This window comes from [Muricauda] lutisoli (nom. illeg.) (assembly GCF_017313105.1).
Taxonomy (GTDB): Bacteria; Bacteroidota; Bacteroidia; order Flavobacteriales; family Flavobacteriaceae; genus Flagellimonas; species Flagellimonas lutisoli.
Genome location: NZ_JAFLND010000001.1, coordinates 1,470,590 through 1,487,293 on the forward strand (window position 1 = coordinate 1,470,590; position 16,704 = coordinate 1,487,293).

The following is a 16,704-nucleotide window of genomic DNA, read 5'->3' on the forward strand; positions in this document are numbered from 1 at the left end:
AAGAAGGGCTTTTTATTTTGGCAAGATAAATATTCGATTCGCCTCCGAGCACCAAATACTTTTGCTAACTTGTATATAGAATTTAACCAAGTATCAAAAAAATAGATGCTCGTTCCCATTCTTATTGCGGTTTACATAATAATTGCCCTTGTAATGGTGATAAGCTTGCTATTGAACGGGGTGAGACCCAGCAAGACCCTGGCTTGGTTATTGGCCATTTTTACCATTCCCGTAGCTGGTGTTTTGTTGTACATTTTATTTGGGCGCAATAGAAGAAAAAGTAAAATGTTCTCCTTAAAAAATCAGTATGGTTCCTTGATCGAACCAGAGAACGCCACATGCCTTCCAAATCTTTCAGGAAACAAGCAACGTATTGTATCATTAATAAACAAAACATCGAAGTGCCCCATTACCTGTCATAATGATCTGGATTTGCTGAAAGACGGAAAAAACACTTTTGAAAGTATTTTTCAGGCCTTGGAAGAGGCCAAAGAGCATATCCATCTGCAGTACTACATTTTTGAGGACGGACTGCTTGCGGATAAACTATTGGAGGTTTTTGAAAGGAAAATAGGGGAAAATGTGACCATTCGACTTCTTTACGACGGCATTGGAAGCTACTCCTTAAGTAAAAAATACCTTAAAAAACTAAGAAAGATCGGTGTGGAAACCGCCCAGTTTCTGCCTTTCAAATTTGGTAGGTTCCTTTCTGCATTAAATTACCGGAACCATAGAAAAATAATTATAATAGATAATAAAATCGGGTTCACAGGTGGAATCAATATTTCGGACAAATACCTCAAAGGAGATCCCGCCTTGGGCAAATGGCACGATACTCATTTAAAAATAGAAGGTGAAGCGGTAGACTTTTTAAATAGAACTTTTGTAACCGATTGGTACCTTGCCAGTGGCAAAAAAGTCGATGTTTCCACATTTCATAGGTATAGGCCCCTTAAAGAAGGAACCTCCCTTCAAATAGTACCCAGCGGACCAGATGATGATTTTGATGTGATGGAACAGGTTTATTTTTCCATTATAAACAGTTCGGAAAAATATCTCTACATCGTCAATCCCTACATTATTCCCAACCATGCCATTTTACAGGCTTTAGTGACGGCTGCATTGAGTGGTGTCGATGTCAGAATCCTAATGTCTTCCAGCACGGACATCAAACTGGTGGATTGGTGTGTTAGGGCCTATTTTGAATCCTACCTTAAGGCTGGCATCAAAATTTATTTGTACGCGGAAGGATTTTTACACAGTAAGGTAATGCTTTGCGACGATGAAATTGCGAGCATAGGCACGGCAAACCTGGATAATCGAAGCCTCCAACAAAACTACGAAGCACAGGTTTTTGTTTATGATGCTTCCCTTTGCGAACGCATGAAAACCGATTTCCTAAAAGATTGCGAAAAATCCATACTCCTCAGTGATTATAAAAAATATAAAGAAAGGCCTTGGGGCAAAAAACTCATAGAGGGTTTTGCAAAACTGTTGAGTCCCCTTTTATAGCATAATGGTTTCGAAACCCAATTCGTTTTTACAGGTTTTCCCTTCTTCCCAACAATCCAGGTTGTAAATCGTGGTCTCCGCAATTCTTATAAGAGCTTCTTTGGTAGCAAAGGCTTGGTGCGGGGTTAAGAGAACATTGGGCAACGAAATCAACTCTTGCAGCTGTTCATCTTGGATTCCTTTCTTACTATTGTCCTTAAAGAAAATATCCCTTTCATACTCATAAACATCGGTAACGTATCCGCCAATATCACCCTGTTTTAATGCCAAAATAATATCATCGGTTTTAACTATTCCACCTCTGGCCGTATTTATTAAAATGGCCTCGCTCTTCATTGCTTTGAACAGGGGTTCGTCAAAAATATGGTGGGTTTCATAAGTTAGGGGGGTATTAATACTTATGATATCCGATTTTTTACAAAGCTCTTCCAAAGGAAGGTATTCCACATCATAATGATTGATCAAGTACTGACTTCGATGTATATCCGTGGCCACCACCTTGCATCCGAACGCATGGAAGATCCGTACCAAATTGGAACCGATTCTTCCCGTACCAAATATGCCCACGGTCTTTCCATTCAAGTCAAAACCTATCAAATCATCCAATAAAAAGTTATACCGGTGCACCTGTTCATTCGACAGGATCAGCTTTCGGTTAAGGGCCAACAAAAGCCCAACAGCGTGTTCCGCTATAGCATGTGGAGAATATTCAGGTGCGTTGGCTACCTTCAAGCCTATCCGCTTGGCGGATTTTACACTTACATTGTTATAACCCGTTGAACGAAGGGTTATATACTTAATGCCCATCTCGCGAAGAATCTCCAATACAACCAAGGAAGCATCATCATTCGAAAAAATGGAAATAGCATCGTACCCGGCGGCCATCACTGCCGTAGTGGAATTGAGGGCGTCGGGTACAAATCTTATTTTGTGTTTGTTGCCGTTTGATTTTTCCAAGTTTTTTATTTCAAAATCCTTGGCACTATACACCAGTACTTTCATCTTTCTTGTTTCTAAATAAATTTAGTTCAGTAATCTCTTCTGTTTTTTTCGCTTTATCACGTTGGACACGATATCGAATATCTTGGATTTGGAGTCGCGGTAATTTTCAAAGTAATCCTGCACCTCCATAGCAAGGTCGTTATGAGTATCCAGGTACGCGGCTTCCATTTTTTCTTGATTGACCTCATCAACCATAATTTGAAGCTGATTCTCGTGCAACTGTACCTTTTTGAAAAGGTCCACCAAATCCTTCTCAGATTTGTTCAAAGACTCCACAATAGGCTGAACGGTCTTGAACATGTCGGAATCAATAATATCCAAAGTATAGTCCTTCACCATATTGTTTAGGAACTTTTGCTCGTCTTTTGCAAATTTTAATTCCGAGAACCATTTTTTTGATTCTTCGTGCAACTCTTCTGCACTGAACCACTCCCTAAATTTTCTTTTGCTTGATTTTGTTTCCATTTCTTTAATACATTGAGCGGCAGACGAATGCTCATCTGCCGCAAATTTCATTTAAACCACCTCGATAACTTTTTTATGGTCTTCTTTAGCTTCTTCCATTTTTAGGACTTTTAGCTTAAGAATACCATTTTCGTAAACTGCCTTTACATCTTTTGATCGGTCAACAGAAGTAGGCAATTGCAAGGTTCTTGTAAATGCATTGTAGTTGAATTCCCTTCGTGTGAAGTTTTCATCCTCCTCGGTCTCCTCTTTGCTTTTTTGGGCAGAGACCTCCAATACATCATCTTTCATAGTGATCTCGAAATCTTTTTTTTCAAATCCGGGTGCGGCAAATTCAATTTCAAAATCATCTTTATGCTCTTTGACATTCATTGATGGATGGGTTTTTTCCAAATTGAAAAAATCATCATCAATAAACGTGTCCCGATTGAAGAAATCAATCAGACTTTCATTCCATGGAAATCGTTTTCCATCTAATTTGACAAGTGACATAACTACATAATTTACTGATTAATGAATATGTGTCAATCCGACAAGAACTCCATTTCACTTATTAAAACAAAGCCCTGTCAGTACAACGGCTTCTTTTTTTTGAGTACCGAACCTGCATAATTGTAGACCTCTTCTTTAAGGTTGATGTAGGTTTTGATATACTCGGCGATTTTTTCCTTTAAATCCTGGTGCTTTTCATAATAATGATCGTCGCATTTACGCTCCACGCATTCAAAAATGCCACCAAGGCCATTCTCATGTTTTTTAATGGATTCCGATAGCGACTTTCTGTTTTTTTGGGAAGTATGGAAATGTTGTTTAAATGTATCCAACCGTTCAAACAAGTTGGGCGTACTCGGTTCAAAGACATAGGAATCCAACAACCTCTGTATAAAGGCCATTTCATCCTCGATAAACAACAAATAGGATTTCCAGTTTTGCAGCTCATCGTGCATTACCTCTATTTTTCTTTCCCTTACCATCATTACGGTATTACATTTTTTAATTACTAATGAATGTAAGGTTTGGTCGGTTCCTGTGAAATGATCTAAATCACTTTACTGGTTTAAATTTAGGTGGTCTCAGGATAACGGTCATCTATTCCAAAAGATCGTTTCACCAATGCTTTGAACTGGTTTTCCGACATACTATCGGCTGTCTCGGTTGTTTTTACCTTGGCGGCCAATCCAGGGTGTCGTTCTTTAAGTGAACCCACAAATTTTTCAGGGGCTTCGGCGGGTCCAAATATGGCAATTTGATCTGCATCCGAAATCTTTTCGGCTATCTTTTCAAAATAATTATGTAATTGGTGTTTTTCCCTTTCGAGATACTTGCTATCCTGCACCACGTCTTGTGGACCCCATTTGGTTTTTGATCTTGCGCCTCCCTTAGGATTAAAAAAATCGAGTTCCGAAGGAATGTTAAAAAGACTTTCCTTTCCATTGTTCAATATTACTCCATTGGCTTCTTGTTTATCCAGCCATATTCCTACTTGCTTCATAGTTCCATCTTTTATTAGTTATCATTCAGTTCTAAAATGGGCACTTGTGGATCGTACCCTATTTTTTTTACCAACGGGTTTGACAGTATGCTCCCAAAAAACAAATGTTTCTTGTTTAAAAAAGCTACCATATCGCAGTTGTGGTCCTCAATGAACTTATTGATTCCACTACTGATTTTATCAGCTGGCAAAAAATGCATTTCGTAATCTGTTCCCTGCAGAATTTCTTGTAGCAGTTCCTTATTTATCTTTTCTTTTCTACTGAGCTTTCCGTCTTTATCCTTATCAATGTGAACTACATTGATTTTTGCATCGAACAATTTGGATATCTCTATCAAGTCACCTATTTCCTTTTTCTTGAAAGGTGTCTTATAATCTGTCGGGAAGACAATTTCCTTTGGTTCCTCGAACATATAGTTATTGGGAACTGCAATCACTGGACATTCCCTTATCTGCTCCATCACATTTACGGTATTGGTACCAAATATGCGAGCTTTGGACTCCGTTATCCCTTTAGTGCCCATTACAATAATATCGATGTCCTTTTTATCGATCACGTTTCTGATAGCTTCTGTTAAGCTATTGAAAGTTGTAATGGTATGAAATTCGTGCTTATCATTTTGGGGGTGTAATTTCACCATTTTCATCAATCGTTCCATTCCTTCCTCCGATTCCTGTTTCGCTGCTTCATAATATGGCTCACCTGCTTCGGGCACCCTCATACTGTCCAAAGTGTAACCGGAAACATGAAAGGCGTTCAGGATATAAAAATCGCATCGTATATTTTTATAGAGTTCCAGTGCATATCGAATGGCGTTCAATGCATTTTTTGAATAATCCGTAGGTAACAAAACTCTCTTGTCCATGATGATCTTTGGTTTTTATGAAAGTTACATTTCCTTAAAATGATATACCATGATTTTGGTCAACTTGGGTCGTGGGGCAAAATCAAAAAGGGCACGTTCAATTTCGTGTTGAGCTCCTTTATGATCCCCTTGCCAATAAACTCCAAGAAAAAGTGATGTGGATAGTAAACCATGCACAACATATCAATACTCCATAGGTCCACAAATTCCAAAATGGTATTTACTTTACCATCAAAAACAGGAAGCTCAACTTCTTTGGAACATTTTTGGTCGATTTCCTTAAAAAAGCCAGCCTTGTTTTTCTCGGAGGCAGGATCATCCTTATCCTCATCGATGCTCATGGGTACAATTATGCCATCAGATAAATCACAGAAATACTGTAAGGTTTTACTATTTTTCTTTGCTATTGGATTTATATAATTGGAGGTAAATGCAATTTTGTCCACCTTTTTAAAGTCGATTTCCAAAGGCACTATCAACACCGGGCAATTGCTTATCTCCCGAACTATTTGCATGGCATTGTTACCAAACAGGATATGCTTGATATCCTCTTTGCCTTTATTTCCAATCACTGTCAAGTCCACTTGGTGATCTTCTGCATATTGGGCAATCCCCTCGGTCATATCGGAGCATAAAGAAACTTTTTTAAAGACATGTTTTGTATTTTCCCCAACATCCCTGACCAATCTATGTACCATGGCATCCAAATCTTGGGCCGATTCCGTTTTGGCCTTTTCCTTATCAGGATCAGTATCCCCACTGCAAACATTCACAAGATGAAATATGCATTCCCTGTTCTGAAATAACCTTGCTGCATAGTAAAACGCATTGTACGAGTTGTTTGAAAAATCGGTGGGCACTAAAATCTTTAACATGGCTTTTGCTTATTGTTGATATGGAAGTACTAAAAAAGGAACTTTGGTATGGAGACCTATATTTTTGATTGTAGGTTCCACGAAAAGGCGCTCTAAAAAAGTATGTTTGTTTTTGACCATGGCCAACATCTCCACGGGGGTTTCCTTTTGAAATTCATTTATGGCTTCTATGAGCTCCTGATCTGGTAGGTCGTGAAATTTATGGTTTTGTTCCAATAGCTTGCTCTCCAAAAAAACCTTGTGGTTTTCCTGATCCAAATCAAGTCCATCAGGTGTGGTCACGTGCATAATATGTAATTTGGAATGCCACAATTTGGAAAACTTGAGCAGAAAGTCAAGATTGGCTTTATTATAATCCACTTCATAATCGGTAGGGAACAAAATGTTGTTCGGTGGCTTATATTCAAAATCATAGGGTACGGCCAGAACAGGAATACTTGATTTTTGGATCACATGAACCGTATTGGACCCAAAAAGAATTTCTTTGGCTCCGGTGGCCCCCTGTGTTCCCATTACAATAAAGTCGATGTTTTCCTTTTGCGAAACGGACTCAATTTCATCACCCAAAGAATTAAAAGCGGCATGTGTGATATAGGTGTGTTTAGATATATTGAAAAGAGCCTTTATTCTTTTCCTTGTTTTTTCCAGTGCTTCCTCGGCCTTATATTTCTCATCATCCGCCAATCCAAATTGTCCTGGACTTCCCAGTGCATAATCTACTCTATAAATAGCTGGGGTATATGCATGTACCAAGTAAAAAATGCAGGTAGAATCCTCTAATAACTTCACTGCATAAGAAATAGCATGAAATGCTTGTTCGGAAAAATCGGTGGGCAATACTACTCTGATCATAGCTCTATTATTTAAAAACCTACTATAAACAAAGCTATCCACAGTACTTATTTTATACTATGATTTACATCAGATATTAAATAAATTCAGGGGAACCAAACTAATGCCGGAACAAAAATTGGACTCGATTCGATTGGTCTGGAAATAAGAGCTTATTCGTGAATTACGTAAAAGGGGATTTTTGTATGAAAACTTATTTGTTCCACTATGGAGTCGAACAGGATCTGTTGAATAAAATTTAGGTTTTTTGCGACCATAACAATCATATCAATGTCCCTGCTCTCCACAAAACACTGAATGGCCGGCTTTACCTTTTGATTGCTAATTGTATGAAAACCGTATTTTCCTTCAAAAGAATCTTGCATGAAATCCAGTAAATGTTCTTTGTTCTTTTCTTGTTCTTCATTTAAACTATCACCCTCTTTTAAGGCATTCATGACACTGAATTTTGCTTTACCCAAAGTAACCATTTCTTCCATCGGCCTTAAAATTTTAAGGGAATAGAAAATATTAAAATCTGTAGGGAATGCTATTTCCTTTGGTTTGGAAAGTTCCACACCAACGGGAACAACAAGGGTATTGCACTGTACTTTGGTGATCACATCCCCTGCGTTGCTTCCCAGTACCTTTTCCCTTATTCCAGAAATACCTTTGGTACCCATTACAATAAGTTGTATGTTTTGCTCCTCTACATGTTTTTTAATAGTGGGGATAAAAAAGCCGTACTCGTGCAAAGCAAAGAAAAAGTGGTTGGCCTCCGTACTGTGTTTCCGGCTTTTTTTAACCAGATCATTAAGTCGTTTTTTGGTGTTTTCGCTGGAATCATTTTCCACTTCCTGAAAAGACTCCGAATCCTTTTTCGTGTCCAACAATGTTCCGACGTAAAGCAAATAAAAATTACATTCCATAGCGCTAAAGAGCACTTGGGCATACTTTAATGCTCGAATGGAATTTTCGGAAAAATCTGTTGGGACCAGAATATTCTTCATTTGTCATAAATTGATAGTACAAGTTTGTCATTCATTAAAAAAAAAGGAATGATATATATCACTTGACTAATTTATGACCCATATTTTGTTAGTGCACTTGTTCCAATGCTTCCTTATCAAGGACCAAAATATTTCTGTTTTCTATCGCAATAAGTCCCTCATGTTTAAAATCCGAAAGGGTTCTGATAAGGCTTTCCGTAGCAATACCGGCCACTCCGGCCAAGTCGCTACGTGCTATTTTTAAGGGAGCCTGTTTGTCCCTGTTCATGGCCTTGCAATACATTAAAAGGGTCTGGGCTGTTTTTTTTCTGACCGAACTATAGGCCATTTGCAGTAATTGCTTTTTAATATTTTCTAGGTCTCCTGCCATGACATCCATCAGTTCGAGGGAAACACTTTTGTTGTCTTCCAAAATCGCTTTTACCTTTTCTTTGGATATTCCCGCCAACTCCACATCTTCCATGGCCACTGCATACTCTTTGTACGGCAGGTGGTCGGTTAACGAGGTAAAGCCCAAAAAATCGTCCTCTGCATAAATAGATGTGATCAATTCCTTCCCTTCCTCGTCCAATCCACAACTTTTGACCACTCCTTTTAAAATCAGATATACCATGTTGGAATGGTCTCCCTTGGAATAAATGGTCTCGTCCTTATCGTAGGAAAACAACTGACCATGATCATCAAAAAAGTTTTTCAGTTCGTTCAAATTCCTTATTTCATGCTCTTGGCTTGCTTGTTTTGGATGTTCCTCCAGAACAGCCTTCATTTGTTCGGCCTTCTCCAATCGACATTTAATGGCGGACAAAAGTTCTTCCTCTTCAAAGGGTTTTGTCAAATAATCATCCGCACCAAGGTTCATTCCCTTTCTAACATCTTGTTTTTCTGTCTTGGCAGAAACAAAAATAAAAGGGATGTAACGGGTATTTTCGTAGGTCGAAAGTTCTTCCAATACTTCGTAACCATCCATTTCCGGCATCATAATATCACAGAGCACCAAGTCCGGATGTTCTTTTTTGGCCAGTTCCACGGCCATTTTTCCGTTCGATGCCGAGCAAACGTTAAAGCTGGATAATTCCAACAGTTCGGCTATATTTTCACGCAATGAGGTGTCATCCTCCACCAACAGAATTTTTTTCATCTTTTTCCTTGTTATTTATTGGTATGTACAGTGTGAATGTGGAACCCTTACCCAGTTCACTTTTAAAAGTAACATTGGCGTTTAAGTTATGCATGTGTTGCCTAACAATATTCAATCCTATACCTGTACCTTGATAGGTTAAAACATTACTGGCCCGATAATATCTATCAAAGATAAAGGGTTGGTCTTCCGATGGAATTCCAAAACCTTGATCCACTACATCGATTTTTAACTGATTTTCTCCTTTTGAAACCCTTAGCTCTACAGTTCTATATTCGGGAGAATACTTTATGGCATTGTGCATAAGGTTGGAAAGTGCCAATCCCATAATTTTTTCGTCAAACTCCATTACAATACCATCTATATTCTCGGGATACTTAATACGTTGCCCTTCCTTTAAAAGTGTATTGGAGTCGTAAACCACTTCATTGATCAATCTGCTCAAAGGAAAGGTGGTCATATTGTATTTTACCTTTCCAAGGTCCAAACGCTCAATAGACAAAAAATCCGTTAAAATATTGTCCAAATACTTTACTTTGGATTTAATGGTGGCTATGTGCTTGTTTCTTCGCTCCTGATGGCCGGTTTCCGTATACTTTGATAGTAGCGAGGTAGATGTTAGAATACTCGTCAAAGGTGTTTTAAACTCATGGGACACGAGCGACAGGAACTTTGTTTTCAGCTCATTGAGCTTTTTCTCTGCCTTCAAGGCCTGTCTTAACTGTTGGGTACGTTCTTCCACAGTGTTTTCCAACTGTTGGGTATAATTTTTCCTTTCGGTAATATCCAGTACAATGGCCACACAAACCTTCTGCTTGCCAATAAATGATAATTGAAGGTGCACCTCGACCGGGTATCTCCTGCCATCCTTGCGTTGGTGTACCGTTTCAAAAATCACCTTTTCCCTTCTTTCCGATAACAAAGGTGAAATCAATCGTTTCATGACCTCCGAAGTAACCTCGGGCTTAATATCCATTACCGACATTTCACCCAATTCTTGCATGTTGTACCCCAAATTGAGCTGGGCACCTCGGTTTACATTGATAAAGGTGAACGACTCCGCATCGAACACATAAATTTCGTTCAGGGATTCATCAAAAATTTGATACCAATAATCTATGGTCTGTTCGGCCTTCTTCCTTTCGGTTATATCCTTTATTAACGCAAGGACATACTTTTTTTGAAGAAGTTTGAAAGGGTTGAGGCTTATTTCCAAAGGAAACTCTTCACCTCCTTTTCGTATGCCCACCAAATCCACTTCCGGGCCCATCTGTCTTGATTTGCCCTTTCGCATAAAGCCCGAAAACAAATGCTCATGCCCGTCCCTGAAACGTTCCGGCAACAAAATCTCCAAGGATTCACCGTTAAGTTCTCCATCGGCATAATCAAACATTTTGTTGGCTGCAGTGTTGCTCGCCGTAATTCGCTGTTGTTCATTTACAATAAGAATGCCCTCGGAGATTGCCTCCGATAAAATGCCAAGTACGTTACTATCTTCGAATCTTTCCAAAACAATAACTAAATTTACTGATTTACATCATGGGGGGAAATTATTTACATGAGTATATTTAATCTCTTAGTCTAAAATTTAAGAAAATGTTGGAATCCAAAAAAAACCTTGGTAATAAACTTTATCAAAATTTAGGAAAATTATTTTATGCCATGGCCATGGCCGACCATAGTATCCACATGAAGGAAATGGAAAAACTGAATGAAGTGGTGAAAGATTATTGGTTGGAAGTAGATGATATTGAAGATGAGTATGGTACCGATGCCGCTTTTCAAATTATTTCTGTTTTTGATTGGTTGTTGGAGTATGAAAAGGACAATGACGAGATTTACGAAGAGTTTGAAGCTTTTTATATGGACCACAAAATTCTTTTCACGCCAGAGATCAAAAATTTGGCAATGTCCACTTCAAGAGCTATCACCGCTTCGTTTTCGGGGAGTAATAAATCTGAATTGATTTTGTTGGGGCGTCTACAGTTACTTTTCGAAAAATAATCAAAGCTTGATGGTCATTACCGGTATTTTGGCATGATTGGATACATTTTCTGCTAAACTTCCCACAACAAAATGCGCCAATCCTTTTCTTCCATGGGTTGGGATCACCAATAGATCTGCATCTTTTTCAAAACAGTAATTCAGGATTCCACGCTCAACACTGTGGTGGTTATAGAAATTAATATTGATTTCCTGGCCCAATTCCTTTTTAAAGGATTCCATTCTTTTCTCCACATCGTCGAACCCCATAAAATTTGCCCCTGATGTATTAACATAAACAACTTCCAAGGATGCAGAAAACAATTCTGCAAACGCTTTGGCCTTGTTATAAACAGGTATGCTTTCTTTGCTCAAATCACTGGCCAACACTATTTTTTTGATGGTAAAATCATCATGTGACTTTTTGATCACTATTACGGGCAAGTCGGAAGTTCTTACCACTTTTTCGGTGTTAGAGCCCACAAAAAGCTCGCTCAGGCCTCCTGTCCCATGAGAACCCATTACCACCAAATCACAATTTTGTTCCTGGGCCACATTATTTACCTCTGTAAAGTCCTTGTAATTTTGAATGATAGCGTTCACAGAAATATCTTTAAGATATTCCTTTGCCGTAAATTCCTTGATTTTATCCTTTGCCAACTTTAAAAAGTATTTGGCTTCGGCTTCTTCGGCAATCTCAGAATTGGCCAATACCGAATCGGATAATCCTATCATGTGAAGTAAAACAATGCCTGCCTCATGTTGCCTAGCTATTTTGGAGGCAACTTCCAAAGCGTATTCAGAGTGTTTCGAAAAATCTACGGGTACCAATATTTTTTTCATGACATCCAATGTTAAAACATAATGGCTTTCTTCCTGAATTAGAAAGGATGCTTGCAAAACTCCTATTCCTTGAGCCATTTCCATTTGTTGCGTTTTATTCTAAAGATAACATGGATGCACTCCTTATACTATGACCTTGGTCATATCTACAGATCATTCCAATCTACCCAATTTCTTTTTAAGGGAAGCTACTTCTTGCTGCAGGCTCTCTACTTGTCCCAACAGATGGTAAATGGCCTGGATTCCTTCTGGATTAATATCCAACTCGTTGTGCAAGCGCACCATTTTTTCCAGAAGTGGTAGATCCTCAATATGGAGCATATCTTCATCTGTGTCCCGTTCCACTTGCAAAATCTCATACTCGTACATGGAGTAAACAAAAGATTCCCCAACCCCATGGCGTTCACAAAAAGTTTTTATGGATATGTAGTTTTCTTTTTTCATGATTTCTTATGCTAGGTTGGTCTTTTCCAAAGATTCGAACAACTTTTTTTGCTCCGGGGTAAGGTTCTTCGGTATTTTTACGGAATAGGTCAAGTAAAGGTCTCCAAACTGACCTTCTTTTTTATATTTTGGGAATCCTTTGCCTTTAAGTTTCACTTGGGTACCATTATCGGTTCCCGGAGCTACTTTTAATTTCACTTTTCCTGTTAGGGTATCCACCTGAATGTCTCCTCCAAGCACTGCTTTTACCAAAGGAATCTGCACGGTTTTGTACAAATTTGCACCGTCTCGCTTAAAAGGTGTGTTGTTGGTAATGGAAAAAGTAATGTAAAGGTCCCCGGCAGGACCGCCCTCTATTCCCGGTCCTCCATGGTCTTTTATTTTAATGGTCTGTCCATCCTCGATACCTGCAGGAATGGTTAATCTAATGTTTTTCCCATTAACCGTAAGGGTTTGTTTCTGAGTAGTGTAGACATCCATTAAGGATAATTGAAGCTGGGCATTGTAATCTTGCCCGCGAAAACGCACCCTTTGACCTCGTGAGCCAAACCCCGAAGCACCTCCGCCGAACATAGATTCAAAAAAGTCTGAAAAGTCCTGGGCAGACCCCCCTGAACTATATGTGTAGCCGGAATAATCGCGTCCATGGCCCTGTTGCGCTCTTGAACGTTTTGCTTTTTCAAATTCTTCGGCGTGCTGCCAATCCTTTCCGTACTCATCATATTTTTTCCTTTTTTCAGGGTCGGAGAGCACCTCATTGGCCTCATTGACGCGCTTAAAATTCTGTTCCGCCTCCTTATCGTTCGGATTAAGATCAGGATGGTACTTTCTGGCAAGCTTTCGGTAAGCTTTTTTTATTTGGTCGGTGGATGCATTTTTAGCCACACCCAACACTTTATAATAATCGATAAAATCCATAGGTCGATCAGAAATCTGAATTCATTTAACCTTAAAAACAACTCTTTCAAATTTCGTCAAAAATCTTCTTTTATTCCAATGACCTTTATCAGTGTTCGGAGCAACTGCTCATGGCAAGGTTTTTCATTTTTATATATTCCCAACAACAATTATCTTTAAGAAGAATCAATTATCAAAAAATGATTATCCACCAGTTTGATCAAGCCAATTCCATTCTGAACACTTTTATTTCAGAAATTAGAGATGTGGAAATACAAAAAGATTCCATGCGGTTTCGAAGGAACATTGAACGCATCGGGGAAGTCCTTGCTTACGAATTGAGTAAATCCCTGGATTATGAGGAAACCGAGGTGAAAACCCCTTTGGGAACCAAAAAATCCTTTTTGTGTTCGGATAAGTTGGTTCTTTGTTCCGTGCTCAGAGCTGGGTTACCGCTTCATCAAGGTATTTTAAGCTATTTTGATCGAGCGGAAAATGCATTTATTTCGGCATACAGGCATCACCCGAACAATGAAGATGCTTTTGAAGTTATCGTAAAATATTTTGCCGCACCTGCTTTAGATGATAAAATATTGGTACTAACGGATCCTATGCTGGCCACGGGAAAAACATTGGAAAATGTACTCAACGCACTCAAGAGCCATGGAACACCAAAGCAAATACATATTATTTCGGTCATCGGTTCAAAATCTGGAGTAGCAAAGGTTAAAAAAGTATTTCCCAAAGACACCCACCTTTGGATTGCCGCTGTTGATGAGCATTTAACAAGTAAAGGGTACATAATTCCAGGGCTGGGCGATGCAGGGGATTTAAGTTATGGGGTAAAGTTATAAAGCCTGGGCTATAGTAAAATCTCGACAACCTCGTGCATTTTGGGAATATGGCAATTCCAATTGAATCGTTCTTCGATTTTCTTCTTGTAAACCTCCATCGCCTCCTGCTCTCCATGAACCAAAAATACTTTTTCGGGAATATTTTTAATGGACCCCATCCAAGTTAATAGTTCACCTTGATCGGCGTGGGCCGATAGGCTCTCCAAATGGTATAGTTTCGCTTTAATGGGTACATATTTTCCATATATTTTTAGTTCTGTGGCCCCTTCCAACAATTTTCTGCCCCGTGTTTCCTCCGCTTGGAAACCCACAAGTAAAATGGTGGTGGTATCCATATCGCCCAATTGTTTGATATAGGTAAGTACACGTCCGCCGGTAACCATTCCGCTTCCTGCAATCACTATTTTAGGTCTTGTATCATCAATGGTCTCCCAAGTTTCGGCATAAGAGCTTACCAAGGTAATATGGTTGCACATATTACGATATTCTTCTGGAGTTAGTTTATGCCAGTTTGGAAAATCCTTGAATACCTCCAAAACATTGTTTCCCATGGGGCTATCTACAAAAATCGGTATGTTGGGAATTCTATTTTTCTTATACAGCTTCCATAATTGGTACATTAGGGATTGCAACCGCTCTACCGCGAACGAAGGTATGATCAAAGTTCCCCTATGGGACAACGTTTCTCTGATCAGACCGGTTAAAATATGGGCTACGTCCTCATCTGGGTGCTGTCTATCTCCATACGTACTTTCCACGAACAAATAATCGGCCCAGTCGGGTTGTTTCGGAGGGTTTAGCAGTTCGTCTTCCTGACGGCCTACATCACCTGAAAAAACAAGTCGTTTTCCATGTAAATCAATCTCGATGTAGGTGGAACCGATAATATGTCCGTTGTAAAAAAAACGGGCATCACAATGTTCGGAGAGCGAAAGCTTCTCCCCTTCCTCTATTTGCTCAAAAAAATTCAGCGCAAATGCCACATCTTCCTCTGTATATAATGGCAAAGCAGGGTCGTGCTTGCTATATGCTTCCTTATTGGCTTTTTCGGCTTCCTCTTCCTGTATTTTGGCACTATCTTCAAGAATAATCCTAGCTATTTCCAGTGTAGGCGCCGTTCCCAAAATTTTTCCGCGAAATCCATGCCTAACCAACAGGGGCAAATATCCACAATGGTCCAAGTGTCCGTGGGTAAGTAGTACATAATCTATCTCTGAAACATCAACAGGCAACCGTTCCCAATTTTGCCTCCTTAATTCTTTTAGCCCTTGAAACAAACCGCAGTCCACCAAAATTTTGACCTCTTCGGTATGTAAATAAAACTTAGACCCGGTCACAGTACCGGAACCTCCCAAAAAATGGACTTCAAGCTTTTTCATAACCTATTATGGGTTGCACAATGATTTCATTTCCTTTAAAATTCTTTGTTTACGACCATTGGAGACCCCTAAATGATCCAGGAGAAAATCATTTTTTTCCAATTGCCTACAGAGAACTATATCCCGTTCCAATAAAAAAGCTTTTTCCCTGCTCGATAATAATGTAGATACCGTAATGGGATAAAGTCTCAATCTATCGATCCGTTCTTTAAGTCCATCTCCCTGGGGATAATCCCAACTCAAAAGATAAAGCCCTGCACATTTTCCATATTCAAGTGCATCTTTGGTAAATCTGGTGTTGGTTACCACCCAACCTTCAGTATTTTTAAAAGGTTTATCCTTTTGTGAATTCAATGGGACCTTTACATCCGTATATCTTGACTTTACGTATAACGGAACCTTCACGTTGCACTTGAGACCATCCTCACTATGGAATTTACATTCAATTACATTTAAAGTTCCATTTTTAAAGGCAACTACATCAATTTCATGCGAAACACAAGTACCTTCCAACATCTCTCCCACCCTGGTTTCGTAACCCGAATAATGCAAAATCCCGCTTATAAACCGTTCAAAGGGAAACCCAGTAGGTCCAAGTTCGTAAATAGCCTTTTTTAATTTATACTTTGATGCATAAACTGACTTTTTCTTTTTTAGCAAAGCAAAGGCACGGTTGTGTATCTCCCTTGTTGAAATGCCCGGATACAATTCATCCTGTACACGTTGCACTATCTCCTGAATCATCTCTTCACTGGCACCACTGTGCTGAAGAGATCTTTTAAGCTTATTTATAGAAAACTTCACCTGTTCGCCAGATGATTTGGTAATATGGAACTCCTTAATTGCCATACTACTAAGTTACATATGAAACTGAACTTTTAGAAATTATTTCATTAGGGTGGCCATTGGTCCAGATGTGTTTTTCCAATAAATCACGATAATCTGAATTTATAAACTCAGCCATGCCCTGCTATTTGAAACACAAAATATTGAATGCCAACCTCATAAGATTATTAAAAAGATCAATGAATTGATTTGAATCAAATAGATATTAAAATTTAACATTTTGTAATACTATTCTTTCAAATAAAATAGACTGAATTCCGTTCGATG

The 16,704-nt window shown here is 38.9% G+C and carries 19 protein-coding genes; 3 read left to right on the forward strand and 16 right to left on the reverse strand.

What is annotated here, in order from left to right; translation table 11 throughout:
* Window positions 1–105 precede the first annotated feature (105 nt).
* Complete coding sequence (gene cls, locus J0X13_RS06840; protein WP_207070667.1) at window positions 106–1,512, forward strand: cardiolipin synthase; 1,407 nt, start codon at window positions 106–108, stop codon at window positions 1,510–1,512.
* On the opposite strand, the gene J0X13_RS06845 is transcribed toward cls, so the two are convergent.
* The 11 genes from J0X13_RS06845 to J0X13_RS06895 form a co-directional block, all read right to left on the reverse strand.
* On the reverse strand, window positions 1,507–2,514 hold the full coding sequence (locus J0X13_RS06845) for a 2-hydroxyacid dehydrogenase (protein ID WP_207070668.1): 1,008 nt from the start codon (window positions 2,512–2,514) through the stop codon (window positions 1,507–1,509). The genes cls and J0X13_RS06845 overlap by 6 nt on opposite strands.
* Window positions 2,515–2,535: 21 nt before the next feature.
* Window positions 2,536–2,979: a hypothetical protein gene (locus tag J0X13_RS06850; RefSeq protein WP_207070669.1), complete on the reverse strand. Its 444-nt coding sequence runs from the start codon at window positions 2,977–2,979 to the stop codon at window positions 2,536–2,538.
* A gap of 51 nt (window positions 2,980–3,030) precedes the next feature.
* Entirely contained in the window at window positions 3,031–3,471 is a 441-nt protein-coding gene (locus tag J0X13_RS06855) for an Hsp20/alpha crystallin family protein (protein ID WP_207070670.1), read from the reverse strand.
* A 77-nt stretch (window positions 3,472–3,548) separates the two neighbouring features.
* Window positions 3,549–3,956, reverse strand: coding sequence for a hypothetical protein (locus J0X13_RS06860; protein ID WP_207070671.1), 408 nt, complete (start codon window positions 3,954–3,956; stop codon window positions 3,549–3,551).
* 86 nt (window positions 3,957–4,042) lie between these two features.
* Window positions 4,043–4,471, reverse strand: coding sequence for a hypothetical protein (locus tag J0X13_RS06865; protein ID WP_207070672.1), 429 nt, complete (start codon window positions 4,469–4,471; stop codon window positions 4,043–4,045).
* A 14-nt stretch (window positions 4,472–4,485) separates the two neighbouring features.
* Complete coding sequence (locus J0X13_RS06870) at window positions 4,486–5,337, reverse strand: universal stress protein (RefSeq protein ID WP_207070673.1); 852 nt, start codon at window positions 5,335–5,337, stop codon at window positions 4,486–4,488.
* A 59-nt stretch (window positions 5,338–5,396) separates the two neighbouring features.
* Window positions 5,397–6,212 carry a universal stress protein gene (locus J0X13_RS06875; RefSeq protein WP_207070674.1) on the reverse strand — a complete coding sequence of 272 codons (816 nt, stop codon included), beginning with the start codon at window positions 6,210–6,212 and terminating at the stop codon, window positions 5,397–5,399.
* Between the two features lie 9 nt (window positions 6,213–6,221).
* Window positions 6,222–7,064 carry a universal stress protein gene (locus J0X13_RS06880; RefSeq protein WP_207070675.1) on the reverse strand — a complete coding sequence of 281 codons (843 nt, stop codon included), beginning with the start codon at window positions 7,062–7,064 and terminating at the stop codon, window positions 6,222–6,224.
* A gap of 152 nt (window positions 7,065–7,216) precedes the next feature.
* Window positions 7,217–8,053, reverse strand: coding sequence for a universal stress protein (locus J0X13_RS06885; RefSeq protein ID WP_207070676.1), 837 nt, complete (start codon window positions 8,051–8,053; stop codon window positions 7,217–7,219).
* A gap of 88 nt (window positions 8,054–8,141) precedes the next feature.
* Window positions 8,142–9,191, reverse strand: coding sequence for a response regulator (locus tag J0X13_RS06890; protein WP_207070677.1), 1,050 nt, complete (start codon window positions 9,189–9,191; stop codon window positions 8,142–8,144).
* Window positions 9,163–10,701, reverse strand: coding sequence for a sensor histidine kinase (locus J0X13_RS06895; RefSeq protein ID WP_242535628.1), 1,539 nt, complete (start codon window positions 10,699–10,701; stop codon window positions 9,163–9,165). Before J0X13_RS06895 ends, J0X13_RS06890 begins: the two co-directional genes overlap by 29 nt.
* An 86-nt stretch (window positions 10,702–10,787) precedes the next feature.
* Between J0X13_RS06895 and J0X13_RS06900 the strand changes: the two genes are divergently transcribed.
* Window positions 10,788–11,195, forward strand: a complete 408-nt coding sequence (locus tag J0X13_RS06900; protein ID WP_207070678.1) for a hypothetical protein — start codon at window positions 10,788–10,790, stop codon at window positions 11,193–11,195.
* Here J0X13_RS06900 and J0X13_RS06905 read toward each other — a convergent pair whose 3' ends face one another.
* The 3 genes from J0X13_RS06905 to J0X13_RS06915 form a co-directional block, all read right to left on the reverse strand.
* Window positions 11,196–12,101: a universal stress protein gene (locus J0X13_RS06905; protein ID WP_242535629.1), complete on the reverse strand. Its 906-nt coding sequence runs from the start codon at window positions 12,099–12,101 to the stop codon at window positions 11,196–11,198.
* Window positions 12,102–12,170: 69 nt separating this feature from the next.
* Window positions 12,171–12,461: a chaperone modulator CbpM gene (locus tag J0X13_RS06910; RefSeq protein ID WP_207070679.1), complete on the reverse strand. Its 291-nt coding sequence runs from the start codon at window positions 12,459–12,461 to the stop codon at window positions 12,171–12,173.
* 6 nt (window positions 12,462–12,467) lie between these two features.
* On the reverse strand, window positions 12,468–13,379 hold the full coding sequence (locus tag J0X13_RS06915) for a DnaJ C-terminal domain-containing protein (protein WP_207070680.1): 912 nt from the start codon (window positions 13,377–13,379) through the stop codon (window positions 12,468–12,470).
* Window positions 13,380–13,558: 179 nt separating this feature from the next.
* Between J0X13_RS06915 and upp the strand changes: the two genes are divergently transcribed.
* Entirely contained in the window at window positions 13,559–14,212 is a 654-nt protein-coding gene (gene upp / locus J0X13_RS06920) for a uracil phosphoribosyltransferase (RefSeq protein WP_207070681.1), read from the forward strand.
* A gap of 8 nt (window positions 14,213–14,220) precedes the next feature.
* Here upp and J0X13_RS06925 read toward each other — a convergent pair whose 3' ends face one another.
* Together J0X13_RS06925 and J0X13_RS06930 are read right to left on the reverse strand one after the other, a co-directional pair.
* Entirely contained in the window at window positions 14,221–15,591 is a 1,371-nt protein-coding gene (locus J0X13_RS06925) for an MBL fold metallo-hydrolase RNA specificity domain-containing protein (protein WP_207070682.1), read from the reverse strand.
* Between the two features lie 6 nt (window positions 15,592–15,597).
* On the reverse strand, window positions 15,598–16,440 hold the full coding sequence (locus J0X13_RS06930) for an ATP cone domain-containing protein (RefSeq protein ID WP_207070683.1): 843 nt from the start codon (window positions 16,438–16,440) through the stop codon (window positions 15,598–15,600).
* Between the last annotated feature and the right edge of the window lie 264 nt (window positions 16,441–16,704).